The organism is Fretibacterium sp. OH1220_COT-178 (genome assembly GCF_003860125.1).
Lineage (GTDB): Bacteria > Synergistota > Synergistia > Synergistales > Aminobacteriaceae > CAJPSE01.
In genome coordinates this window covers 70,289-93,021 of the sequence record NZ_RQYL01000001.1, presented here as the reverse complement: position 1 = coordinate 93,021, position 22,733 = coordinate 70,289, and the positions used below count along the sequence as shown (strand labels likewise).

Annotated in this window: 18 protein-coding genes; 5 read left to right on the top strand and 13 right to left on the bottom strand. The window is 61.9% G+C overall.

The genetic code is table 11. The features are described from left to right. Nucleotide 1 precedes the first annotated feature (1 nt). Complete coding sequence (locus tag EII26_RS00440) at nucleotides 2–2,308, bottom strand: Tex family protein (RefSeq protein ID WP_124887161.1); 2,307 nt, start codon at nucleotides 2,306–2,308, stop codon at nucleotides 2–4. A 257-nt stretch (nucleotides 2,309–2,565) separates the two neighbouring features. On the opposite strand from EII26_RS00440, the gene EII26_RS00435 reads away from it, so the two are divergent. Continuing rightward, entirely contained in the window at nucleotides 2,566–3,747 is a 1,182-nt protein-coding gene (locus EII26_RS00435; protein WP_124887160.1) for a GGDEF domain-containing protein, read from the top strand. Here the strand turns inward: EII26_RS00435 and EII26_RS00430 are convergent. Both EII26_RS00430 and EII26_RS00425 read right to left on the bottom strand, forming a co-directional pair. After that, the gene (locus EII26_RS00430; RefSeq protein WP_124887159.1) at nucleotides 3,661–4,365 is read right to left on the bottom strand and encodes a hypothetical protein; all 705 of its coding nucleotides are present in this window, start codon (nucleotides 4,363–4,365) and stop codon (nucleotides 3,661–3,663) included. The two genes, EII26_RS00435 and EII26_RS00430, sit on opposite strands and share 87 nt — an antisense overlap. Next, nucleotides 4,355–7,873: a dynamin family protein gene (locus EII26_RS00425; RefSeq protein WP_158612060.1), complete on the bottom strand. Its 3,519-nt coding sequence runs from the start codon at nucleotides 7,871–7,873 to the stop codon at nucleotides 4,355–4,357. The genes EII26_RS00430 and EII26_RS00425 overlap by 11 nt, the downstream gene beginning before the upstream one ends. Before the next feature lie 438 nt (nucleotides 7,874–8,311). Between EII26_RS00425 and EII26_RS00420 the strand changes: the two genes are divergently transcribed. The 4 genes from EII26_RS00420 (at nucleotide 8,312) to EII26_RS00405 (ending at nucleotide 12,482) form a co-directional block, all read left to right on the top strand. Further along, nucleotides 8,312–8,851 (top strand): deaminase, encoded by a 540-nt coding sequence (locus EII26_RS00420; RefSeq protein WP_233572513.1) that lies wholly within the window; start codon nucleotides 8,312–8,314, stop codon nucleotides 8,849–8,851. Between the two features lie 117 nt (nucleotides 8,852–8,968). After that, nucleotides 8,969–10,216, top strand: coding sequence for an ankyrin repeat domain-containing protein (locus tag EII26_RS00415; protein ID WP_124887156.1), 1,248 nt, complete (start codon nucleotides 8,969–8,971; stop codon nucleotides 10,214–10,216). Nucleotides 10,217–10,300: 84 nt separating this feature from the next. Beyond that, nucleotides 10,301–11,617 (top strand): diaminopimelate decarboxylase, encoded by a 1,317-nt coding sequence (gene lysA, locus EII26_RS00410; RefSeq protein WP_124887155.1) that lies wholly within the window; start codon nucleotides 10,301–10,303, stop codon nucleotides 11,615–11,617. A 67-nt stretch (nucleotides 11,618–11,684) separates the two neighbouring features. Beyond that, a complete protein-coding gene (locus EII26_RS00405; RefSeq protein ID WP_124887154.1) occupies nucleotides 11,685–12,482 on the top strand; it encodes a hypothetical protein in 798 nt (265 codons plus the stop codon). 91 nt (nucleotides 12,483–12,573) lie between these two features. On the opposite strand, the gene modD is transcribed toward EII26_RS00405, so the two are convergent. The 10 genes from modD to EII26_RS00355 form a co-directional block, all read right to left on the bottom strand. Next, nucleotides 12,574–13,416 carry a ModD protein gene (modD, locus tag EII26_RS00400; protein ID WP_124887153.1) on the bottom strand — a complete coding sequence of 281 codons (843 nt, stop codon included), beginning with the start codon at nucleotides 13,414–13,416 and terminating at the stop codon, nucleotides 12,574–12,576. A gap of 42 nt (nucleotides 13,417–13,458) precedes the next feature. Continuing rightward, nucleotides 13,459–14,139, bottom strand: coding sequence for a molybdate ABC transporter permease subunit (locus EII26_RS00395; protein ID WP_124887152.1), 681 nt, complete (start codon nucleotides 14,137–14,139; stop codon nucleotides 13,459–13,461). Nucleotides 14,140–14,158: 19 nt separating this feature from the next. After that, on the bottom strand, nucleotides 14,159–14,902 hold the full coding sequence (gene modA, locus EII26_RS00390; protein WP_124887151.1) for a molybdate ABC transporter substrate-binding protein: 744 nt from the start codon (nucleotides 14,900–14,902) through the stop codon (nucleotides 14,159–14,161). Further along, nucleotides 14,899–15,645 (bottom strand): molybdenum ABC transporter ATP-binding protein, encoded by a 747-nt coding sequence (locus EII26_RS00385; protein ID WP_124887150.1) that lies wholly within the window; start codon nucleotides 15,643–15,645, stop codon nucleotides 14,899–14,901. Before EII26_RS00385 ends, modA begins: the two co-directional genes overlap by 4 nt. Before the next feature lie 47 nt (nucleotides 15,646–15,692). Further along, nucleotides 15,693–16,973: a molybdopterin molybdotransferase MoeA gene (locus EII26_RS00380; RefSeq protein ID WP_124887149.1), complete on the bottom strand. Its 1,281-nt coding sequence runs from the start codon at nucleotides 16,971–16,973 to the stop codon at nucleotides 15,693–15,695. 40 nt (nucleotides 16,974–17,013) lie between these two features. Further along, nucleotides 17,014–17,895 carry an ABC transporter substrate-binding protein gene (locus tag EII26_RS00375; protein WP_124887148.1) on the bottom strand — a complete coding sequence of 294 codons (882 nt, stop codon included), beginning with the start codon at nucleotides 17,893–17,895 and terminating at the stop codon, nucleotides 17,014–17,016. A gap of 81 nt (nucleotides 17,896–17,976) precedes the next feature. Continuing rightward, nucleotides 17,977–18,543 carry a class I SAM-dependent methyltransferase gene (locus EII26_RS00370; RefSeq protein WP_124887147.1) on the bottom strand — a complete coding sequence of 189 codons (567 nt, stop codon included), beginning with the start codon at nucleotides 18,541–18,543 and terminating at the stop codon, nucleotides 17,977–17,979. Continuing rightward, nucleotides 18,540–19,328 (bottom strand): DUF364 domain-containing protein, encoded by a 789-nt coding sequence (locus EII26_RS00365; protein ID WP_124887146.1) that lies wholly within the window; start codon nucleotides 19,326–19,328, stop codon nucleotides 18,540–18,542. The genes EII26_RS00370 and EII26_RS00365 overlap by 4 nt, the downstream gene beginning before the upstream one ends. A gap of 528 nt (nucleotides 19,329–19,856) precedes the next feature. Continuing rightward, nucleotides 19,857–22,088 carry an FAD-dependent oxidoreductase gene (locus EII26_RS00360; RefSeq protein ID WP_124887145.1) on the bottom strand — a complete coding sequence of 744 codons (2,232 nt, stop codon included), beginning with the start codon at nucleotides 22,086–22,088 and terminating at the stop codon, nucleotides 19,857–19,859. A 133-nt stretch (nucleotides 22,089–22,221) separates the two neighbouring features. After that, the gene (locus EII26_RS00355) at nucleotides 22,222–22,719 is read right to left on the bottom strand and encodes a hypothetical protein (RefSeq protein ID WP_124887144.1); all 498 of its coding nucleotides are present in this window, start codon (nucleotides 22,717–22,719) and stop codon (nucleotides 22,222–22,224) included. Nucleotides 22,720–22,733 lie beyond the last annotated feature (14 nt).

Sequence of the window (22,733 nt, the reverse complement as noted above, 5' to 3'; positions counted from 1 at the left end):
GTCAGTCGCCCCTTTGGCGAGGTTGGGAACGGTCTGGTCCCGACGTCCCTCCGAGTTGTTCCCGAAAAAGGGAGCCCAGCGAGAGGTCGGGTTTTTCGCCCCCCTTCCGACCTGGACGGCGAACGGGAGAGGGGCCGTCCAAGGCGGATTTTCCGAGGTCGCTTTTCTTCATGGACAGGGAGATGCGCCTGCGCGGCTCGTCCACCTCGAGGACCGCGACGCGAACCCGTTGCCCGGGTTTCAGGTGGGCCTGCGGGTTCTCGACAAAGGTGTCGGCGATCCGGCTGACGTGCACCAGACCGTCCTGATGGACGCCGACGTCCACGAATGCTCCGAAGGCCGTGACGTTGGTGACGATGCCCGGCAGAACCTGGCCAACCCGGAGATCGGAGAGCTCGTGAACGTTCGGATCGAAGGCGAATGCCTCGAAGGAGGCCCGCGGATCGCGCCCGGGCTTCTCGAGTTCCTGCAGGATGTCCTTCAGGGTGGGGAGCCCCGCGGTCTCGGAGACGAAACGTTCGGGCTCGATGCGCGCCCTCAGCTCCGCCGAGCCCATCAGGTCCCGGACCGAGCAGGAAAGGGACTGAGCCATTCGATTGACGGTCTCGTAGTTCTCGGGATGGACGGCGCTGGCATCAAGGGGGTTCTCTCCACCCTGGATCCGAAGGAAGCCGATGGACTGTTCGTAGGTCTTCGGCCCGAGGCGGGGAACCTTTTTCATGGCCTCCCGGTTGGGAAATGGACCATTGGCCTCGCGGTACTTGACGATCTGGGCGACGACCTGCCTGTTCAGCCCGGAGACGTAGGAGAGGATCTCCGGGCTGGCCGTGTTGACGTTCACCCCTACGGCGTTGACGCAGTGAACCACCACGTCGTCCAGGGCCTGCTTGAGGTCCTTCTGGTCCACGTCGTGCTGGTATTGCCCCACTCCGATGGATTTGGGGTCGATCTTCACCAGCTCGGCCATGGGGTCCATGAGCCGGCGCCCTATGGAAACGGCCCCGCGTACCGTGACGTCCCGGTCGGGAAATTCGCGCCGTGCGACCTCGGAGGCGGAGTAGACGGATGCCCCGCTCTCGTTGACCGAGGCGACGACGATCTCGGTAGGAAGCCCCAGACGGCGCACGAAGGCCTCCGTCTCGCGGCCCGCCGTCCCGTTTCCGATGGCGATCGCCTCGATGGAATATTCCTCGATCAGACGGCGCAGGGTCTCGGCCGCGGCGTGGCGCTGGCGGTCGGATGTGTGGAGATAGATTACGGTATCGTGCAGCAGGTTGCCCTGCGGGTCCAGGCAGACGACCTTGCAGCCGGTGCGGATGCCGGGATCGATGGCCAGAGTCGCTCGCTGCCCCATGGGAGCGGCCATGAGGACCTCCCGAACGTTGGCGGCGAAGATACGGATCGCCTCCGCATCCGCGCGTTTTTTCAGGGCGGTCCTCAGCTCGTTCTCCATGGAGTTTTTCAGAAGCCGTTTATAGCCGTCCTCCACAGCGTCGGCCACGGCCCGCGATGCGGGCCCTGTTCCACGGACGAATCGACGCTTGAGAAGAGAGAGGGCCTCCTCCTCCGGAGGGACGGCGGTCAGGGACAAAAAGCCCTCCCGCTCCCCCCTCAGAATCGCCAGCACGCGATGGGAGGGCATGGAGGCTGCGGGCTCCTTCCATTCGAAGTAGTCCCGATAATTTGCGCCTTCCTCCTCCTTTCCCTTGGCACAGGTGGTGGAGACTGCGGCTTTTCGTGCGAAAAGGCGGCGTGTCTCCTGCCGTGCCTCGGGGTCCTCGCTGAAGCGTTCGGCCAAAATATCCCGTGCCCCGGCCAAGGCCTCCTCGACCGAGGCCACGCCCTTCTCCGCGTCCACGAAGCGCTGTGCCGAACTTTCCGGATCCAGGTCTTCGTCCTGAGCAAAAAGCAGGTCCGCCAGGGGGTTCAGGCCCTTCTCCACGGCGACGGAGGCCCGCGTTCTGCGCTTGGGACGCCAGGGGAGGTAGGCGTCCTCCAGGGCGGTCAAAGTTCGTGCCTCCCGGATCGTGGTTTCAAGCTCGTCCGTCAGGAGCTCCCTCTCGGCCAAAGACTCCAGGATCGCAGTCCGGCGTTTCTCCAGTTCGGCCATCCTCTCGCTGCGGTCGCGTATCGCGGTGATGACGGTCTCGTCCAGTGAGCCGGTGGCCTCCTTGCGGTAGCGGGCGATGAAGGGCACGGTACAGCCCTCCTCGAACAGAGCCAGGACGGAACGCACCTGCACGCTTTTGAGGCCGAGCTCTTTCGAGATCGATTCCGGGATGTCGATGGGGCGAAGCTCCGCTGCCATCCGAATCATCTCCTTCCTTCGGGGCGGAGGGGAAAGTGTCGGAGCGCGGCCCTCCGCGGATAGGGTCGATTCCGTGGAATCCTTGTCCGACTTCGGCATTATAATACGTGTCCTCCCAATCGCCAAACGTCTCCGGCGGGCCCCGGTTTTGCTTGACAGCCCCATGGAGTTGGAGTATAAGGTTGAGACTTGCAGGAATGGGGCGGATGTCGTGGCTTTAGTCGAAAAATTTGTGGTTTGGGGCGGCGAGTAACGGGATGGGAGTGTCCTGTCAGGGGGGAAGAGCGATAAAGATCTTCAGAAGAAAATTCATCGTCATAACCCTTTTTCTGATCCTGATTCTCCTCAACCTTCTTTCTTTTTACCTGGCTACCGTCGTCAGCGGCGATGCCCGTGTCATGAACTACACCGGAATCGTGCGAGGGGCGACCCAGAGGCTGGTCAAGATGGAGCTCATGGGGAGAAGGAACGACGGGCTGCTTGCCGAAATCGATGAGATCATCGACGAATTGATAAGCGGCCGGGGCCCGCATGGTCTGGACCCCTTTGACGACGATGCCTTTCGGGAGAGGATGGGTGAGCTTCAAGGGCAGTGGAATAGGCTCAAGGACGCCATCGGGGACGAACGTCGTACGGGGAGCTTTGACGATCTCTTTGCCCTCAGCGAGACCTTTTTTGAAACGGCGAATTCGGTCGTCTTTTTGGCGGAACAGCTATCGGGACAGAGGACGGATCGAATCCTCTCGCTGAAGGTCGTGCTTATCGCCGTGTCCGGAATACTGGCCGTGGTTTTCCTTTTGCACACGGTAGAGGCCAGGCGCCTTTACAAACGCAACCGATTTTTGGCGGAAAAGGCCATGGTCGATCAGATGACCACGCTTCCCAATCGCTGGTCCTGTGACCTCCAGGTCAAGAAATATCGAGAGATCGCCCGCCTGCCCGACCTGATGTGCTTCGTCGTCGATTTGAACAACCTGAAGAGCGTCAACGATACCTTGGGCCATGAGGCGGGAGATCGTCTGATCGCATCATTTGCCCGAATCTTGATGGAGGCGGCGGAGCCCTACGGCTTCGTGGGGCGAAACGGGGGCGACGAGTTTCTGGGGCTCTTTGAAAATTTCGATCGGGAAAAGGCAGGACGTTTCTATGGGGAGCTTTGCGAAGGAGTGAACCGACACAATGAGGCCTGTGGAAATTTCAAAATCTCCTTTGCGTATGGTGCGGCCCTGTCCTGCGAAATGGAGACGGCTTCGATCTTCAATCTGATGAGGATTGCGGATCAAAGGATGTATGCCGATAAAATCGACGCAAAGCGGGGCAATCCCGTCTCGGTGGAGATATCGGGGAGCGGATCAAAAGCCGATCAGCCTAAGGAGAACGGCGACCAAAAGCAGCAGGGAGGCCATCCCTATCCCGATCGAGGCCCAGACGAGCCTTAGCATCGCGTTCGTACGTTGCTGTGCCGCCTCAAGAAGGCTCTCCTGGCGTTTGGACCATAGCGCGTCGCGGTCGGCCAGCTCCTGTCTCAAGGTCTCCCTGAAGGCACGGAGCAGGGTGCTTGCCGTCTCGTTCTGCATTTCCGCAAGCTCTGCCGAAAGCGCGTTGAGCTCTCTGCTCTGTGCTTGATTGTGCGCCCGCAACAGCCCCTCCCATGTCGGGATCCGGTTTTCCATGAGCTCGATAAGCCGGTCCCCCTCCAAGTCCATTCGCCCGTTGCTCTTCTCCTCGAGGGGTTGTGGCTGGGGAGGGGCGGGAGGCGTGGCCCGCTTCTCCTCGAAGCTCTTTATGAAGGAGGCGAGCTCGGGAAGCAGGTCGGTCAGGGGCCGAGAGAGCTCGTCGGAGCGCTCCAATTTCCTCGCCAATGCATCGGAGGTTTTCTCGATCCTTGCGACCCTCTCGAGAACTTCTTCCAAAGTCCCGTCCATTCCCCCCTCCTCTCGACGCTCCATTGCAAAAAGCGCCTCTCTGAGGGGAGGCAGCAGCCTGTCCGCGAGCTCCGATACGATGCGGGCCCCGGCGTGGTCCAGGGGGGGGTGATGCGTCTCCTTACTTTGCATCGAGATGCCTCCGTTCTTTACGTTCCTGCTCCGCCCCCGAGAAACGGGAAGCTTCTCCTCCATTCAAGAGTCTCGAGGAATCCGCCCTCGATCTTTCCCGGATTTCCATGAGGCACAGGCGCAGTCGCTGTTCCGTCAGGGGCGGAACGAAGTCCAGGCCGCTCTCCTGCCACAGGAGAAGCAGCGTCTCGAGGTCCTCGTCTCGGGAGCTCGCGTCGACCTGCCGTCCCAGTGGGATTAGATCCGTGTAGCGAGGGTCGTAATTCTCGTACACGAACCAATCCATGCGTCCCTGAAAGCCCCGCAGGCGGGTGAAGGAGGCCAGGCGTTCAGGGACGTCCAGGACCAGGTCGGACAAACGGCTGTCGAAGAGCCCTCCATGGGCCGAAGCCGCGATCCACTCGGGAACGTTCGCGAGTGCCGAGGCGTATGGGGCGCGGGCGAGATCCGACAGCCCGGAATCGACTCGGGCGATGTCCAGATGCACGATAGGCAGCCATTCCCCGAATACGTCGTGCCAGTCCACAGGGTCCATCGCTTCTCCTCGATAGCTATCGGAGGGCGCGACAAGCAAGTCCAGTTCGTCCAGGATGGAGGAGGGAGCCCTCAGAGACGAGTGGGGGATTGCGGGCGGAATGCGGCCGCAAAAGATCCATTCGTCCTCTCCGATCTCTCGTCCCTCCGGAGTCCTGGGAATATCCGTCAGGCCGGCATCGTGAGCGAGGCGAGAGAGAAGCCTCAAGGAATCGTGCCGCCTCAACCCCAGCAGGACGATGCGGCGGCGTCTACGCACCGCGGGAAGGGAGAGAAAACGGGTCTGTATGCTTTGTTCCGCAATCGCCTGAAAAAGAGGGGTGAAAAAGTTCTCCTCTCCAGGGGGCGACGTCGGATCGGAAGCGCGAGGAGGAATGAGGTCCGCCTGGCCCTTTTCGGTCGGGAATTCCGATTCGTCGACGAGGCGCAGAAGCCCTCGCTCGATCTCCCCAAGCCTGGTCGCGGCCCCACGAAGGGCGGAGCGGGAGGCTGCCCGGTCCGCCACGTTCTTTCTGGCCTCGTCAAGGACCTTTTCCTCCCTTGCCAGCTCCTCGTAGAGTGGATCACAGGTGGTCTCCCTCATGATGTTTTCCCACCAATTCAGGTGCTCCTCCAAAACTTCGAGACGCTCCTTCAGCAATTTTTCGCAATCCTGCAGGAGGCGTTCGGTGTCGAGCGACAATTGGACGGATTTTTTATGCTCGGGCCAGAACCCGAGCCCTTGAAACCAGCCCCGAACCCTGATCTCGGTGGCGCGATGGCGGACGTACCGGTCGATGTCGGGAAGCTCCGCGCCCGGGCCCAGGATGGGAGCCGGTCGGTCTAGGGGGGCTAGGCCGTGCCGAGACAGCATCGTGCCGCAGAATAGTTTGGCGCGGTCCATGCGCTCGGTCATCCGGTTCATGAGCTCGGTCCACTCTCGTCCCCATCGTTGGTAACGCTCGCGGAGCCCCGCGGGGGTTCGGACCGTCTCCACGTCGCGGCGAAAACGAGAGAGGATCGGCAGGGGAGAGAGCGCATGCTTCCATTCGTTGCGGACCGAGGATATCTCGGCGCTGACCCACCGCTGGGCATCCCTGAGCTCTCGGATTCGAGCGGTTTGGCGAAGGAGTGCCGACCGGTCGTCTCCTCCCTCCCTGTCTTTCAAGGCCGCTTCCATATCCTCGCGGATGTGGCGCAGGAGGTTCAGTGCCCTTCGCCCTCGCAGCGTGACGCCGTAACGGAGCAGATGTTCCCGGAACAAGGCCGTCTGCCGCAGGAGCGGCTCGAAGTTCGATGCCCTCCATTCGGTGGATTCTCGATCGTAAAAATGCTTCAGGGCCAACCTGGAGGACACCGGTATGATTGCGCATTCCCGGATGGCCGAGCGAGACACGTTCTGGCGCAGCTCCCGCACGTAGGACGCCAATTTTTGGTCTCGGGAGAGGATCACCCTTCCCCCCTCGATGTCGTCCCGCTCGAGGTCGATCTGGGTGAGCAGGAGAATCATCCTCTGATTGCCCTCCAGGACGGCCTGCATCAGGCTGAGGTCGGCCGTCTTGAAGGGGCTGCGTATCGAGGAGACGTAGAGGACGATGTCCAGGGTCGGAAGAATACGGCGCAGAACGAGTTCGCTGTGACCGGGAAGCTCGCAGGCATCGATCCCCGGGGTGTCGATGAGGACCAATCCTTGAGGGATGGCCGCAGCCGGGCTGGTCCATTCGATTCGGGAGATGCCGCGCATGTTGCCGGGATTACGTCTCTCCGCGGTCAGCTCCTCGAGCCGTCTGGGGGTGAGGTCGCTGCCGACGACGCGCTCGCTTTTGCCGTCCTCGTAGCATATGTCGACGGCCCGCAGACCCCCCTTGCGGCAGAGGACCGTCATGTTGGTCGTGGCCCGGGTTTCCTCGGGGAGGAGGCGCTCTCCCATCATTGCGTTGATCAGACTGGACTTTCCGCTGCTCGTAATCCCCAGGACGCCCACCGCAAGCTCCGTGCGTCCAACGGAGCCGAGCAAGGTCTCGATCTGCTCCGATCGGGAGGAGAAGGCTTGTTCGATTTCCGGGGCCCTCAAAATCCGCAAGACCGATTCGAGGAGGTTCGTCAGAGCGTCCAGTGCGGAGTCCGCCATTTGAATGCCGTCGTCGGCGGCCCCCGAGGACCAGAAAGCGGGAGCCTCGGGGGCGGGGGCCGCTTCTTCCGAGGTGGGACGAAACGCATGGCGCTGGAGGATACGGCGCAGGTTCAGGTTGTCCCCCTCCAATTCGACCCGCTCGGAAATGTCGAAGAGAACGATCAGCACGAAGCCGGCGAACGAGGATACGGAGCTTTGCAGGATTCTCGTGCGGCCGTGGGCGTCATGCAGCTGCCGGATATCGCCGTCCTCGACCGCGCTCAGCCAGGTTTCGATCTCGGGATCGGACAGGGACAGAAGCTCTAAAGCTTTGCTTTGAAATGAGATATCCCCCTCCCGTAGAATACGGACGGGAAGAGGGATATGTTGTATGAGGGAGACAACCGCTTCCAGACGGGAACGTTCGGATTCTGCCGCCCTCCAATTGTCTGCGGCACGTTTTTCCCCTTCCTTCAGCTCTCCGAGCCTTTTCTGCAGCTCCTGGTTGAGCGTTCGCCATGCAGCCGTCTGGCGCTCCTGAAGGCGCTGGAGCGTCAGGTCCGTCTCGGTTCCCATCAGGCGCAGAGGCCGTCCGTCCGGGCCTCTCAGAATGCATGCATCCAGGCGAAGGGGGCGGTAAATCCCGTCGCCGCAAAAAAAACGCCGAGTCAGGGAAAGGGCGGTACGGTGCGAGTGGTGGATGGTCTCGAGCAGCGTCCGCACCTCTTTATGGTCGTTGGGATGGCACAATTCGTGCCATTGCTCGAAGTTCGTCGGCCTCGATTCGTCAGGCAGACGGAGGAGCGACAGAAGACGGGACGAGAGCTCCATTTCCCCTGAGGGGAAACGAACATCGAGGGTAGCCAGAGGGGAAAAGCGCATGAATTCCTCCCACAGGCGAGAGGGAGTCGTGGTCATCGCGCAGAAAAAAAGGGGGATGGGCGGGGACGCGTCGTCCCTGCGGTCCGCTTACGGCATCCTGAAGGTCGTGTGGAAACCCCCAATATATTGGAATCACAGCTCGCTTGTTTTCGAAGGAACATGGACCTCCCCTTTTCCCCAAAGGCGCGGACTGCTTCGGACCGCCCCGCGGAACCACACGGGGCCGCAACGAACTTCCGGGACCGAGAACGCCAAACGCGTCCGTCGCGGCAGGGCCGTTGGGACGGCAGGTGTTTTGCAGGCGTTGAGTGCCGTCAGCATGAGTATAACATTTGCCGGTCGTCAAACGGAGCGCCTCAGGAGCTCGAATGCTGGTATAATGAAGTTCGAATGCCTTGTGGGGGTGGACTCTTGAGACGAGAGGTCCTGAATCGCTTGTTGGATGTCATTGAAAAGGAGATCGTGCCCCTTACGGAGAAGGGCGTTGCGATCGGCAGCAAGGTCTTCGGAGCCGCGGTTCTGCGGAAAGAGGACCTGTCCTTGGTCCTTGCCGAGACAAACCATGAGGCTATGTCTCCATTGTGGCATGGAGAGGTTTGGGCGATCAAGATGTTCTACGAGCTGCAGGAGCATCCGGCCCCTGACGATTGTCTTTTTTTATCCACGCATCAGCCCTGTTGCATGTGCGCCTCGGCGCTGGCCTGGTCCGGTTTTCGAGAGATCCTTTATCTCTTCGATTACGAGAGCACGGAGACGGATTTCAATATTCCTCACGACCGGAGGATGGTGCGCGAGCTGTTCGGTTGTGATGTTCCGAGACCGAAAAATGCCTATTTTTCCTGGACCTCCCTGACCGCGGAGATCGAACTGCTGGAGCCCGAAGCGCCGGAACGCCGCCGTTTGTCGGTGCTGCACGCCATTTACGCGCGGCTTTCGGATGTCTATCAGAGCGGAGCCAAGACGATGGTCCTGAAATAGGCGCCCGTGGTCTCAAGAGGCTGCGGCGCTCCTGCGATCCGTTAGCTTTGGGCAGCGCGGACGCTGCCGATCGAAGTTTGTCATATTGGGCTTGAGCCGCCCGGGAGGGGGACTGTCTTGTCGGCCGTAACACTTCACTTCGAGAATGTTCAAGCCCGAATTGTTCGGGCCAGGGAGCTGTCCGAGACCCGGGACCTCCTGGCCGAGCTTCTCGCCATGAGCGATTCGCGATTGCTGACCTTGTTTGGGGTGACCCGATATTCGCCACAGGACGTCCACGGCCTGAAGGATCAGGTCTTTACGGGGGTCGTGGCGGAGTTGGTCCGGAATGGATGGAACTGCGACTCCGCATCGTTCGGGCTGGCACGTCGGGACACCTTTTTGATGGAGATGGCTCGCCGCGGCTTGTCGCGAACGGTGACGCGTCTTCTCGAGATGGGGGCGGACGCGGACTACAACACTCAAGGCTATGGCGACTCGACCGTGCTCATGTCCGCCCGTGACCCGGAGATCATGAAGAAGCTCCTCTATTACGGTGCCAATCCTATGGCGGTAAACGCCCACAGGCAGACGGATTTTTCCTATAAACTGCTCAAGGGATTTGTTGCGGGGGCGCGTTTCTACCTCTACAATACGGAAAAAATTCCGTTTCAAAAGCTTCTGGACAACTTCAGGGACTGCATCTTGAGCCGCGAGAGCACGCCGTACAGCCCCATGTATCCTCTGTGCCTCGTTCCGGTGGTGCCGCCTATGGTTCCTTATCAAAACATCGTCGATCAGGCTTTGGTCGATGCCATGTTTGACGAGGGTTTTTTCCCATTTTCATCCGGGGCGCTGACGTTTCGATTGGAGAACGAGATCTCGGTATGGCAGCACCTGCGTTTTCGGATGCGGAATGCCCGTTTCGTCACCCCCTCTCTTTTGCTGGCCTACCTGGCCTGCATGACGAAAGGGGAGTCGTTTTGCACCACAACCGACTTTGCCTGTGTCGATGCCTATCTCGAGCAGCCCCTGCCGCGCGAGGTGCATCCGCGTGGCGTTTTCTCGAAATCCGTCTTCGTCTACATGCTCTTTTCTCTGGCGAAACTTCCCGCTCCGCAGCTGCTCCGTTGGCTTTTGCTCCTGGGAAAGGCAATCCGCCGCGTTGCTTTGTGGATGGATATCCTGGGCGAGGATGCCTTTCGGGTCGTCAATTCGGCGGCCCCCCTGGACAGAAAGGGCAGTCATGTCCTTCAGGAACTGACCGTGATCCAGTCGCTTCTGTCCCTGCGGGTCAACGTCACGGACAGCTTCGGCGAGTTTGTAATCCCGGAGGAGCTGACCACTCTGCTGGCCTCCGGGCCGACGGACAGTCTGGCGGGCTGATCGTAGAGGGGGCCCTTTCTCCTCGGAACACGGGGGCTCACCGAGTCATAGGGAAAACGTGATCGTAAGGGGGAAACTTCGAAGGTGGCGCATCTTTTTTGGGGTGGGGCGGATTGCGTGCAGCTGGTCGAGCGATTCGGCACGCCTCTTTACGTTCTGGACGAAACCGTAATACGGGCTCGCTGCGCGGAGGTCAGAAAGGATTTTCTGGACCGGTGGCCGAAATCGTCGGCCAGTTACGCCAGCAAAGCCTTTCTTACTCAGGCTATGGCCCGCATCGTGGAGGACGAGGAACTGGGATTGGATGTGGTCTCCCTGGGCGAGCTGCATACCGCCCTGTCCTCCGGTTTTCCGGCCTCCCGTATAGAGATGCACGGGAACGCAAAAAGCGAGGCGGAACTGAGCGCGGCCCTCGATGCGGGAATCGGCCGAATCATCGTCGATGGCTTGATGGAGCTTGAGGTTCTTGCGGAACTTGCGGCCCGTAAGGGGCGCAGGTCGGAGATTCTGCTCCGCGTCGCCCCGGGGATTGCCCCCAATACCCATGCCTACATCACCACAGGGCAGGAGGGCAGCAAGTTTGGTCTGCCCCTGGACGGCGATCTGTTGCCCCAAGCCGTTCGCAAGGCCTTGGAGGCGGAGTGGCTTGAGCTCCGAGGTCTGCATTTTCACGTGGGCTCCCAGATTTTCGAACCCGAGGCGCACGTCCGGTCCGTCGTTCGGGTCGTCTCCGCGATGAGGCGTCTGAAGGAGGATTTCGGTTTTTGCACCCGGGAGCTGAATTTGGGCGGCGGGTTTGGAGCGCGTTCGCACCCGTCCGAGCCCCATGTGCCTCTGAGCCTGTTCACCGATGCGATGATGCAGGCTCTGGTGCGTGATTGCGCAGCCGGAGGTCTCGAGCTTCCGCACGTCTCCATAGAAACGGGGCGCTGGATCGTCTCGGAGGCTGGCATCACATTGTATCGGGTCGAGACGGTCAAGGAGCTTCCTGGTGTAAACTATATCGGTGTGGACGGCGGGATGGCCGACAACCCGCGTCCCGCGCTCTATCAGGCGGTCTATGAGGCCGCTTTGGCGAATCGCGTCGATGCCCCCTTGTCTCGGGAGGCGAAAAGGATGTCCGTTGCGGGAAAGTGCTGCGAGACAGGGGATATTCTGATCGAGGACGTGCGCCTTCCCTCACCGCGCAGGGGAGATATCCTGGCTCTGTTCAACACGGGGGCCTACACGTTCTCGATGGCAAGCAACTACAATCGGCTTTGCCGTCCGGCCGTTGTCCTCGTGAAGGGAGGAGAGGCCGAGGTGATTGTGGAGCGCCAGACTCCCGACGACCTGCTTCGGGGGGACCGGATTCCCCAGAGGCTGGCTCGCAAGGGGGCCAATTGGGAGAGAGGGCCTTAAAAGCAAAGATTTTTATTTGGAAATTTTTAAGATTTGGCTTTTGGTTTGGACATAAAATTTAGGAGGGATGAACGTGCGGAACACAAGAAGATTGATTGTAGGTCTTATATTGGTGGTTTTTGGGGCAGGCATTCTTTTATTGCCTGCCTCCAGTTGGGCAAAGCCTTTTCTTTTTAGCGGGCGTCGATTTTATTCTATGCCCAAGCAGATTCAGTTTGCCGATGAAGCTGGAAATAAGATTGAGCGGATGCTGATGAAGGGCACGGAAGTTCGGACGGTTTATGTCGATGTGGTGGACTTCAACAAAAATGGACGTATGGATGCCGATGATTATTTGCGTCGCTCCGTTTTCTTAACGGCCTCCGTGGATATTTCCACGGATATAGGATCGGTCGGGGAACTGCTTGAGGTTTCCCCGGATTACGAGGCTGTATTCAATAATGAGTTGGATAATTTATTTTTTTCGGAATACGGTTATTTGCGTCTAAGAACGCATACGGCCGATCTGTTGGATGTCAATGACGATGTCCAGAATCCATTGGTGTTGAATTCTTATCCCCGTAGGCTGTCTCTCCTCAGGTCGCACGCTCGACAGCAACCGGGCAATGATGGCTCACGTTTGAATGAGGAGTTCGCCGAATTGAAATATACCATTTTCTTTGGAACGCAGGAGGAACGCAAAGATCCGGAGGCATCTACGACAATAGATCGAGTGGCAACTCCCAGAATGAGCGTGACTATACGTCCCTCCGATCAAGGAGGACAAAATGCCGACAACGGCGGCGGAAGCTGCAACGCCCTGGCTTGGGGGACAGCGTCCCTCTTGGTCCCTGGACTGCTCCTCCTCCGGAGGCGGAAAGGGTAGGCGGCTCACAGGTCTACATCAGAACGGGGGGAATTCCCCCCGTTCTGCATTTCGATTGTCGTGTTTATCTGTCAGCTTCTTCCCATCGGTTTCAAAGTCGGGAAAACCGCATCTTGACGTCTTGAGGCTTGCCGAAGTACACCCATGAGGTGACGAGGACGTCCACCCCTGTGGCGGCGTATTCCGCCGCGTTGTCCGCGTTGACGCCCCCGGCGGCAGAGACGCGTATCCCGGGCCGGATACGCCGTATCCGCCCGACGCATTCGCGGAGTTCGGGGGGAGAAAAACGCTCACACTGGACGACATCGACGCCCGCCTCGGCAAAACGGACGGCCTCCTCCGTCGAGTCGACCTCCGCCATGATCCTCTTCTCGGGATATCGCGCGGCCATCCGGGGAATCGCGGTCGCAAACTCCTGCTCCGTCATAAACTCCCGGTGCTGATCGAATACGAGGATGGATTCCGAGAGCCCCAGCCGGTGTGCGGTCGCCCCTCCGGCGAGGGCGGCCTTTACGGAGAGGGGTTTCGTCCCGGGGAAGTGCTTCCGGGTTACGGCGACCTCCACGGATGGGGCCGCGTTTTTTGCGTTCCTCACGAGCCGCGCGCATCGCGTCGCGATCCCCGAGGCGTATTCCATCACGTTCTGTGCCGCCTTGTAGACGGCATGGAGCCGACCCGCCGTCCCCTCGGCCCGAAGACAGACGGTGCCGGCCGTCAGGACGCTGCCGCTCGGACGCTCCACCGACGCTCCCGCTCCCACGGTCCTGAAGATCCGGGCCGCCTCCTCCACGCCGGCTATCACGCAGTCCTCCTTGGGAAAACACTCCACCCGTCCGGGACGCTCCTCGATCCCCAGGGCCTCCACCGTCGCGTCCATCAAATGCAGGTCCTCCTCGATCCACGCCTCTATGCGGCTGTCGGATACCCAAAACATCGTCGATATTCTCCTTTCATGCAGCGAAGTAATTTTTTCCGGTCACGGAACGTCCCCCTTGCCGCGGCAGCCCTCCAGAAGAACGTACAGCAGTACCCCGAGGACGGCCAGAACGGCGCACAGCCGCAGCGCGGCATCGAAATCGCCTCTGGAGACGCAGTTGAAGATCTCCAGGGACAGGGTGTTGGTTCGACCCGAGATGTTCCCTCCCAGCATCATCGTGATGCCCACCTCCCCCGAGGCCCGGGCGATCCCCAGGAGGAGGCAGGAGAAGAGTACCCGGGAGGTCTGCGGTACGGTGACGAAACAGAACGTCCCGAGCGCGCCGCACCCCAGGGTTTGCGCGGCCTCCTCGAGCTTGTAGAGCTCGGGGCGCTCCATCGCGGCTTGAAGGGGCCGGACGACCAGCGGCAGTCCGGCGACGAACGCGGAGAGCACGACTCCGGCCTCCGAGAACACGATGCGGAGCCCGGCCCAGCGCTCGAGAGCTCCCCCCACGGGGCCGTTACGCCCCAGAAGGAGCAGCAGGAGAAAACCCATGGCCACCGGGGGGAATATCAGGGGAATCGTCACCAGAAACGACAGCGCACGGGCGGCGAGGCTGCGCCGCCGACGGCAGAACCAAGCGCAGGGAAGCCCCACTCCGAGATAGAGCAGGGCGCAGGCCGCGCACACCCGCAGCGTCAGCAGTACGGGGAAGCTCAGGGACCCGGACTCCGACATGGCGGACAGGAAGGCTCCATCACCAGATGCCGTGCCGTTTCAGGATCCCCCTTCCTTTCTCCCCCGTCAGGAAGGCCAGGAAGTCCAGGACCTTCGGATCCTTCTCATGCCCCTGGACGACTGCGGCGACCATCTTCAGGGGCGGATATCCCTCGACGATCTCCAGCCATCCGCCCAGCTTGTCCCCAGCGTTGAGCACCATGACGCGGTTGACGAACCCCGCGTCCATCTCCCCGGACACCAGGTAGGAGAAGACCTGCGGGACGGAGGAGACGACCGACAGTTTGGCCCCGATCCTGGCCCCGATTTCGGAGGATTCCAGGAACTTGGACGCGGCGCGTCCGTAGATGGCCGCCTTGGGGTCGGGCATGGCGACTCGGGCGATCTCCTCCTTTTCAAGATCTCCTGGTATCGACAGGGCCACCCCCTTTCGCCAGGCGAGCACCAGCACCGTGTCCCCGAGCGCCTCGAAGCGCCCGAACTCGACGCCCTGCGAGGCGGCGTCCAGCGTCCCCTTGTCCGAGATCACCACGTTGGCACCGCTCCCCTGCTTGATCTGAACCAGGATTTGTCCGATGAGACCGCCATACATCTCCTCGAGCTCGGCGCCTGATTCCCGGTACGCCTTGCCCAGTTCCTCCACCATCTGCTTGTAACCCGCCCCCGTGGTCACGGAGACGCCCTGCCCCCAGGCCGAGGACACCGCAGCCGCGAAGAAGAACAGGACCGCCAAAAACGTTGTAGTTCCTTTTCTTTCCTTCATCGTTTCACACCCATCCTTTCGGTATTTTCAATAGAGCGATCGTCAAGCGATGGTGCAAATTCGTTATGCCGGGGCCGCCCGACGCCATTTCCCGCAGGGGCCGGCCGGGTCTTCGCCCCACGCCGGACCAGGAGCACCCGGTCGGCAAGGCGAGGGATCTTGTCCTCGGCGTGGGTGACGTACAGGACGGAGACGCCGAGCCTGCGGGGGATCGTGGCGATGTACCGCATCAACTCCTCCTTGCGCTGAGAGTCGAGCGAGGCCAGGGGTTCGTCCATCAGAAGGACGGACGTGCAGGCCAGAAGCGCTCGGCCGATGGCGACGCGCTGGCTCTCCCCTCCGGACAGGGATGAGGTCGTGCGGTCGAGCATCGGCCCCAACTCGAGCAGCTTGGCCACTCGGTCGAAATAGTCCCGGGAAAAGGGACGCCCGCAGAAACGCGAGGCAAAGAGCAGATTGTTCCGAACCGAGAGGTGCGAAAAGAGGCGGTGCTCCTGAAACACGTAACCGATGCCCCTTTGCTGCACGGGCAGGAAGATCTTCCGCTCCGAGTCGAAGAAGGCCGTTCCGTCGCAGACGATGCGCCCCTCATCGGGGACGACGAGCCCGGCGACCATGTTGAGCAGCGTGGTCTTCCCCGCGCCGGAGGGGCCGTAGAGGGCCGTGATCCCCACTTCCTCCAGTGCGAAATCCGCCTCCGTCGAGAAGTTTCCCAGGCGTTTCCTCACCCGTACCTCGAGCAATCTTACCCCCACCTCAAGATGACAAAAATGCGAACTCCGCCGGAAAATCACCGGGAAAACGGGGAGCGTCCTTTCTCCAAGACGTTCCCGACCGTCGGGTCGCGTGCGATGGACCCCGCCTCCCTGAGGAGCTCGACGACGAGCTTGCTGTCCGCACTCGGGACCGGACCGCCCGGCGGCGTCATGTACTGGGCGTTGGCGGATGCCGTTCGTGCGGCCGACGAGCGCCTGAAGTCGATGGGATGGGCGACGTACCCTCCATCCTCGCCACGACGCACGTCGAGATTGCACAAAAGCGAGACCTGATCCGAGCTCGGCAGGCCCCCGGAGAGCGTCACCTCCAGGGGACGGTGCTCGGGTTTCGGCTGATGCAGGCAGTACGACACCAGGGCACCGATGCACCACTCGAACCCATGATAGGCCGCGATGAAGGGGCCCGGAAGGTTCACGATGGGTTTGCCGTCCACCATCGCCGCGCACAGCGGCTTGCCCGGAGCGGCGGCGGCCCCGTGGCACAGCACCGTTCCCCGTTCGTGCAGCAGGCGGGCGTTGTGGTCCTCGCCCCCCTTGGAGGAGCCGCCGTTGAGGATGACGATGTCCGCCCTCCCCAGGGCGTCGTCCAGCGCCGCGTTCAGCATCGTCCTGTCGTCGGGGACGATGGGGTAGAGAAGCGGCTCCGCGCCCAGGAGTTGGAGGCTGGTCCGGGCGAGCACGCTGTTGCTGTCGACGTTCTTTCCACGGGGTACCGCGCTGCGCGGGGGGACGAGTTCGTTCCCCGTGGGGATAAAGGCCACCGCGGGCCTCTTCAGCACCGGGACGTCCCAGACGCCTCCGAGGTGGAGGCAGGCCAGGTCCCTCGGCCGCAGCGGCATGTGCCTGGCCACCAGCAGTTCCCCCTCCGTCACGATGCTCCCGGAGGGGTGGACGTTGCTTCCCCTCCGCACCGTCACCCCGCTGCGGATGCGGAGCTGGCCGTCGCCGTCCAGCTCGACGTCCTCGATCATGACGACGGCGTCGAACCGGTCGTCGAAATCGTCCCCCGTGTCGGCCCGAACGAAATCCCTTCCCATCTGCCAGTCCGAGGTGTCCGGGAGCCCGTCCCGGAACCGTCGGGAATCGACGGCGATCCCGTCCCCGGCGGAGGCGCGCACCACCGGCAGGCTGATCCGGGCGCGGCAGTCCTCCGCCGTGACCCGGCCCAGAGCGTCCTCCACCGCGACAATCTCGGCCGGAAGCTCGGGCCGCCACAGCGCGAACAGGCGGTCCAGCACCTCCTCCCGCGTGGGCAGGTTCTCAAAGCTCGGCAGTCTCAGAACGTTCGTGGACATGAAAATCCTCCCTGTCGCTATGCGAGTCGGAAGCCGCCCGTCACCGGCCCGTTTTCGGCCGGTCCGGGGCGCTCACGGCGTTCTTCAGGAGGTCGTCGATCTGGGCGTCCGTGAGCTTCACGGAGTAGAACAGGTCGTAGAACTCCCGGGTCACCGCCCGGATGTCGACGTCATAGACCTCGGGATAGAACAGATGAGCCACCCACTGGAGGCCCAGAAAGCGGTTGACCGACGGAGGGCGGTCCATCCAGCTGAAGGGGGTGTTCGGCATGGCGTAGACGCGTCCGTCCTTCACGGCGCGGATGCCTGCCCAGTCCGGATTGTTCCCTATCATGGCGTGTGCGCCGCCGCGGAGGTCCTCCCAAGCGATGATGACCTCGGGGTCCCAGTGCAGAACCTGTTCCAGGGACACCGGAGACATGCCGCTTCCCGGAACGAGCTTCACGTCGGCCACGTTTTTGGCCCCGGCAAACTTCAGGACCGCCGCGTGGGCGGACGATTCGGGCTCCGTGGAGAGGCCGTCGGGTCCCTCGGCGTAGTACACGCGGACGCGCTTCTCCTCGGGAATGGCGGAGACCTTCCTCCTCACGTCATCGAGCGCCGCCCTGCAGTACGCGGCCAGTGCGGCGGCGCGCTCCTCCCGGCCCAGGATACGCCCCAGGAACGCATAGGTCTCCTCGACGTTTTCCATCGAGGCGTCCACCACGATCACCGGTATCCCCAGCTGCTCCTGCAGTTCGTCGGCCAGGGAGGCGTCGGTCGCCTTCGGCTTCGCCGGCCCCATAGAGAGCAGCACCTGTGTCCCGGCCCCGATGGGGTACCTGCCGATGGCGAAGGACAGGAAGAACAGGGCGACGGGGGCGGCCACCATCAACGGCCATATCCGCCCTTTCGGAAGAAGTTCCGGGCGCAGCCTTCCCATGTCAGGGCCCCGGCCGCGACAGGACGAACCATCGGCCTTCGTCCTCGCTCTCCACGACCTCGCATCCGAGCCCCAGGCGTTCTATGATGTCGCGGAGCTCCGCGGTGGAGGCGTTGCGCTGTTTTTTCCTGATACTGGCGGGCCAGTCCGGATCGAGCTCCCGCATCCGGGCCCCCTTATCCGCTCGAACGTCTCCCGGTTCCCGAGCCCGCCTCCGACGTAGGCCTTTCCGCCGGGCTTCAGCACTCTGCGGATCTCCCGAAACGCCAAGGGATAATCGCGCCAGAACCCGAGAGAACCCCGACTGACGACGAGGTCGAAAAAAGCGTCCCCGAACGGCAGGGCATGAACATCCCCGACGAGGCAGCGGCTCCTGTCCTCCAGTCCCAGTTCGAGCGAGCGTCTCCGGCAGAGGGCGACGGCATCGGGAGAGATGTCGAGAAGCCAGCCCTCGAACTCGGCCTTCTCCATGACGGCATAGCCCAGGTGCCCGCCCCCGCATCCGATGTCCAGCATCCTGCCGGAGAGGATGCCGGTGCGCTTCAGGATTGCCTCCGCGACCACGGGATACAGCGGCGCAAAGACCTCGCTGGCGATCGAGTCGTAATCCAGGGCGTCGTCCATGCCCGGTCCGCTCCCGGCGGTCATTCCGAACGTCCCCCGGCGCTGAGCGCGTCGATGCTGACCATGCGCCCGCCCGTGAAGATCTCCATCGAACAGCCGCGCCGAACGGTCTCGTCCACCCTCTCCGGCTCCGTGCAGACGAACCCGGAGAGGTTGTCGACCCCGTGGGCGAAAAGAATCGGGGCGAGCGGCACCGTCGGGCCCACCAGCGACACCCGGGCGTCTCCGCAGATCTGCAGAAGGCGCGGCAGCGTCTTGTTGACCAGGGTCATGCCGGTGATGAAGACGTAGTCCTGATCCGGCAGGATGTACTCACAGGCGCTGTCGGGGTAGTCGCCCCGGGAGGGGGTGCGCTCCAGGATGGAGAGCCGGCACAGCGGCGCAATCCGTTCTTCGATATGAGGAAAATGCCCGACAATGGCGACTCTTTTCCCCTCAATCTCGTCCCGGAACGCGTAAAAGGCGTTCTTCTCCGTCCGGCTCCCGATGTCGTCCCTCAGCTCGTCCGCTGCCTTGAAGCCCGGGAGCGACCGGGCCCTGTCCCAGGTGTTGTAGTAGGCGTTGATGGCCGCGACGCCCAAGGAGGCCTCTGGAAAGTCCCAGGATTTGGCCAGGGCGGCCGCATCCCGCAGGGCCATGCCCGTCAGGGGCCCGTCGTGCAGACGATCCGGACCCCTTCCGTGCGTCGTATGGGCGATGCCGACGTTCCCTGCCGCAGCAACCGTCGTCCAGCGGCACCCGAGGTTGTAGGCGCTGACGGTGAGCCCGCTGGGGATCCCCGAGATCAATGCGTCGTACAGGCTCCACATGGGCGTCCCTCCGTTCGGGGCAAGATGGAATTCGAAAAGAAGAGGATCGGATCGAACGCGCCTATCGTATCATTTTAAAAAACATCTCGATAAGCCGTTCCATTATCCTCCTCTCGCCCTTGTAATGCAACCGCAGCCGGAATGCCGGTGGCGGCAGGATGGCGTGAGGAAGTTGCAAAACACCGCCTGGAACTTGAGGTCGGAGGCGGACAGTGGAGAGGCTTCGACGACGTGAAGGAAGTGCACGGCTGTCGTTACTGCCGTTGCCGGGAGCGAAGTAGGGTTCGGGAACAGGCTCTTCTGGCGACAAGTGTCCAGGGTGTCAAGAAGATGGGGCTTATCCTATGATGCTGGAATGAAAAACCCCGCCCGTTCGGGGAGCGATCGGAATGCTCCTCGAACGAGCGGGGGGATGCGGAAAATTGACGGTCCATCTTATTTTCCAGCTTTTTAGCGTTTGTTTAGATGGATACAGATGCCCTCGGCAACGGGAGCCCCTCACGGGCTCCCTGTGCTTCGGGAGAAGAATCAGGGCAGCTTTGCGATGGTCATCGCCCTCATCACCATCTCTGCGGCTTCCCCCCGCGTCACCGGACGGCCGAATCGAAATTCCCGCTCCGACTTGTAGAGATCCAGGATGCCGAGAGGCGCAAGGGCTGCTACCGCCGGGGTGTTGGGGTGCTCCGGCAGGGAGAAGAACTGCCCTTTCTCCCCCCCATTGGCGAATACGCCGGGCTGAAGAAAGCCGAAGGCATCGCAGAGGGCTTTGGCGAACTGGCCCCGATTCACGAAGGCGTCGGGTTTGTCCCCGAGAGGAGGAATGTTGCCCAGGGCCGTTCCGGATGCCGAGCGGGCCTTTTCCATCATGGCGACGGTCTCGCGCCACGTCAGCATCTCGTCCACGCCGAAGACGCCCTTGTCGTGTCCCTTGATGATGGCCATGGCCAGGACGGCGTCGTCGAGGTCGCTGATGTTGTAGGACGGGGCGTGAGGGGGTTCGACCGGAACGACCAGCCTGTAGAGATTGGCGATTTGCGTGGCGTTGTGGTAAGGGTGTGCCGGAGGAACGTCCGAGTATTTGCAGAGCGACAGCACCACCCCGGCCTCCAGCAGGGCGCGCTGGACGCGGACGGCGGGAAGCGCTCGGGGTTGGACGCCGTCCCGGATGGACAGGGCGGCAAGGGCGCCTGCGGCCTGGCCAGTCATCATGGATATGGGCTGAAGGCGCAGCGCCCCGGCGGCCAGGCGGGACATGGACAGATTTTTTTCCGCCGCGAGCAGGCCGTCCGTGTCCTGTGGAACGAGTGCGCGCAGGGGGACCTGAAACGGGCCTCTCGGCCGGTTGTGCTGTACCGCAGCCGCCTTCTCGTCGAAGATCCATTCCATGTCAGAATCCGTGTCCGCACCGTGCAGATCGAGGATGTAGCCTCCGATGGCGATGGCGTCCGGGAATTCCTGATTGGTCTGGCCGTCCCTGTAGCTCAGGGAGTTTTTCAGCAGTTCCGCGGAGGTCAGGGTGAAATCCCCCACGATACGACGCGACTCCCGGACGTAGGGGATGGGGGGCATGCGCCGGACGATCTCCAGCCACTCGTCGGGCAGGCCCTCGGCGGCCTGAGGCAGGACGGGATGATGATATTCGTCGTCCGCGACGGACCAATTCTCTCCCAGCTCGTTTTGCATGTAGTAAATGAAGTGGAGGGTCTTGATCAGCGCGTCCCGCTCCACCCTCCTGCGGAGGTCGGGGTTCTCCAGGTAGGCGGCGGGCAGACCCCGCTTTCCGTTCCAGCCGTATTTCCCCGGATAGTCGTTGCCCCAATTGACGCCGCACTTGGAGATATGGGGCCAGTTCTCCCGGTTCGCATCGTAGCCCCAATGGGAGGAGGAGTCGGGGAGGCCGCGATAGGCGTTGTGGCTGACGAAGTTGACCGGCAGCGTTACGGGATAGGTCCCCTTGAAGTCCATCCCGTCCCGGGTGACGTAACTCTCGTAGTTGCGCCGAGCCAGTTCGTAGCCGGGCAGGGGCGTTGTCATGCGCAGATGGCCGGGGATGCCGCCCGGATACTTTTGAATGACGGCGACCCAGGTGATGTCCTGGATCATGGCTTCGGGATCGACGAAGGGCGAGATGGAGTTTCCGGCTCGATACGCGGTTTTTGCCAGGGGCAGGATATCCCCGTACTCCGTCGCGTCGATCAGGACGCGGCAGGTGATTTTGTGGGCTCCGCCGGCGTTGTGGACGGTCAGGCCCCGCACCGTCCGCTTCTCGCGCCGCACCTCCGTCACCGTGGAGGAGAGGAGGATGTCCAGAGTGTTCTGGCCTCCCTTGCGGGTCTCGTCGATCATCTCGTAGAGCATGCGCTGACCGATATAGGGTTCGAAGGCCACGCTTCGGGCGTCCCAATAGCACGTCCCCATGGATTTGCCCAACGGCTCGTAGTATCCGCGGAGCTTGGTGATGAATTCGAGGTAAAGCCCACTGCGGAGACGGCTGAGGTCGTCCATGGTAGAGACCCCGGCGGCTGTTGCCTGTCCTCCGATCCAGGCGCTTGGCTCGACGACAAGGACGCTGGCTCCGAGCCGGGCGGCCTGTATGGCGGCCGCGATCCCTCCAATTCCGCCTCCGGCCACAACCACGTCGTAGCTCTGCTTCCTGACGCTTGGGATGCCCTTGCCCTCCGCAATGCCGCCTGCCATGAAGTGTGCAAAGAGGACGAACATCAGGAAGGTTCCTGCCGAAAAACGCGAAATTCCTCTCAAAAAAAGCCCTCCTACCTTAGAAACGGATCACCTTGAAAACCGAAAACGCGGAAAAAGCGTCCGTCGCGGCACGGTCCCTGTAAAAATGGGGCGGATGCCTCCCTTGCATCGCATCGGGCCGCAATCGTCACCATCAAGGAGCGTTGCTGTGGCGTACGCGTATCGTCTGGGAGTCGTATCGGGAAAACGAGAGGCGACGGCCTCCCGATTCCCAGTAGTATTCGTTTTTTTGGGTGTCGAAGCGCGGCATGGACCCGTACGTCCTTTGTCCCTGGCGCGTAAGCTCGTCCAGGGTACGCAGCAGATCGAGCTTGCCCTCGAAGCGGTGTGAGAGATCGATCCGGTAGGCCGCCTCCTTCAGGAAATAAATTTCGATGCCCAGCTCCCCGTGCAGCCACGATTTGCGGAGGAGAGCGGCGTCGCCTCCGACCGGATGCGTCTCCGCAGGGGGGCCGAGAAGCTCCTCGGTAGCGGTGAAGGTCATCCCGGGGGTCAGCTTGCCGGCCAGCCGTAAGAAGTCCGAGGCCGGGCTTTCGGCGTGGGCGGAGGGAGCGGGTAACGGGAGGAGGAAGCAGATGAAGAGACAAAAAATGAGAAGTTTGTTTGTCCTTTCCGAGTTGTTCCGTGCCATGGATGTCCACCCTG

Excerpts from the sequence above, each read along its gene's own strand:
- EII26_RS00440 (WP_124887161.1), bottom strand. The coding sequence starts at position 2,308 with ATGGCAGCGGAGCTTCGCCCCATCGACATCCCGGAATCGATCTCGAAA.
- EII26_RS00435 (WP_124887160.1), top strand. The coding sequence starts at position 2,566 with ATGGGAGTGTCCTGTCAGGGGGGAAGAGCGATAAAGATCTTCAGAAGA.
- EII26_RS00430 (WP_124887159.1), bottom strand. The coding sequence starts at position 4,365 with ATGCAAAGTAAGGAGACGCATCACCCCCCCCTGGACCACGCCGGGGCC.
- EII26_RS00425 (WP_158612060.1), bottom strand. The coding sequence starts at position 7,873 with ATGCGCTTTTCCCCTCTGGCTACCCTCGATGTTCGTTTCCCCTCAGGG.
- EII26_RS00405 (WP_124887154.1), top strand. The coding sequence starts at position 11,685 with ATGAACGTGCGGAACACAAGAAGATTGATTGTAGGTCTTATATTGGTG.
- modD (WP_124887153.1), bottom strand. The coding sequence starts at position 13,416 with ATGTTTTGGGTATCCGACAGCCGCATAGAGGCGTGGATCGAGGAGGAC.
- EII26_RS00395 (WP_124887152.1), bottom strand. The coding sequence starts at position 14,139 with ATGTCGGAGTCCGGGTCCCTGAGCTTCCCCGTACTGCTGACGCTGCGG.
- modA (WP_124887151.1), bottom strand. The coding sequence starts at position 14,902 with ATGAAGGAAAGAAAAGGAACTACAACGTTTTTGGCGGTCCTGTTCTTC.
- EII26_RS00380 (WP_124887149.1), bottom strand. The coding sequence starts at position 16,973 with ATGTCCACGAACGTTCTGAGACTGCCGAGCTTTGAGAACCTGCCCACG.
- EII26_RS00375 (WP_124887148.1), bottom strand. The coding sequence starts at position 17,895 with ATGGGAAGGCTGCGCCCGGAACTTCTTCCGAAAGGGCGGATATGGCCG.
- EII26_RS00370 (WP_124887147.1), bottom strand. The coding sequence starts at position 18,543 with ATGACCGCCGGGAGCGGACCGGGCATGGACGACGCCCTGGATTACGAC.
- EII26_RS00365 (WP_124887146.1), bottom strand. The coding sequence starts at position 19,328 with ATGTGGAGCCTGTACGACGCATTGATCTCGGGGATCCCCAGCGGGCTC.
- EII26_RS00355 (WP_124887144.1), bottom strand. The coding sequence starts at position 22,719 with ATGGCACGGAACAACTCGGAAAGGACAAACAAACTTCTCATTTTTTGT.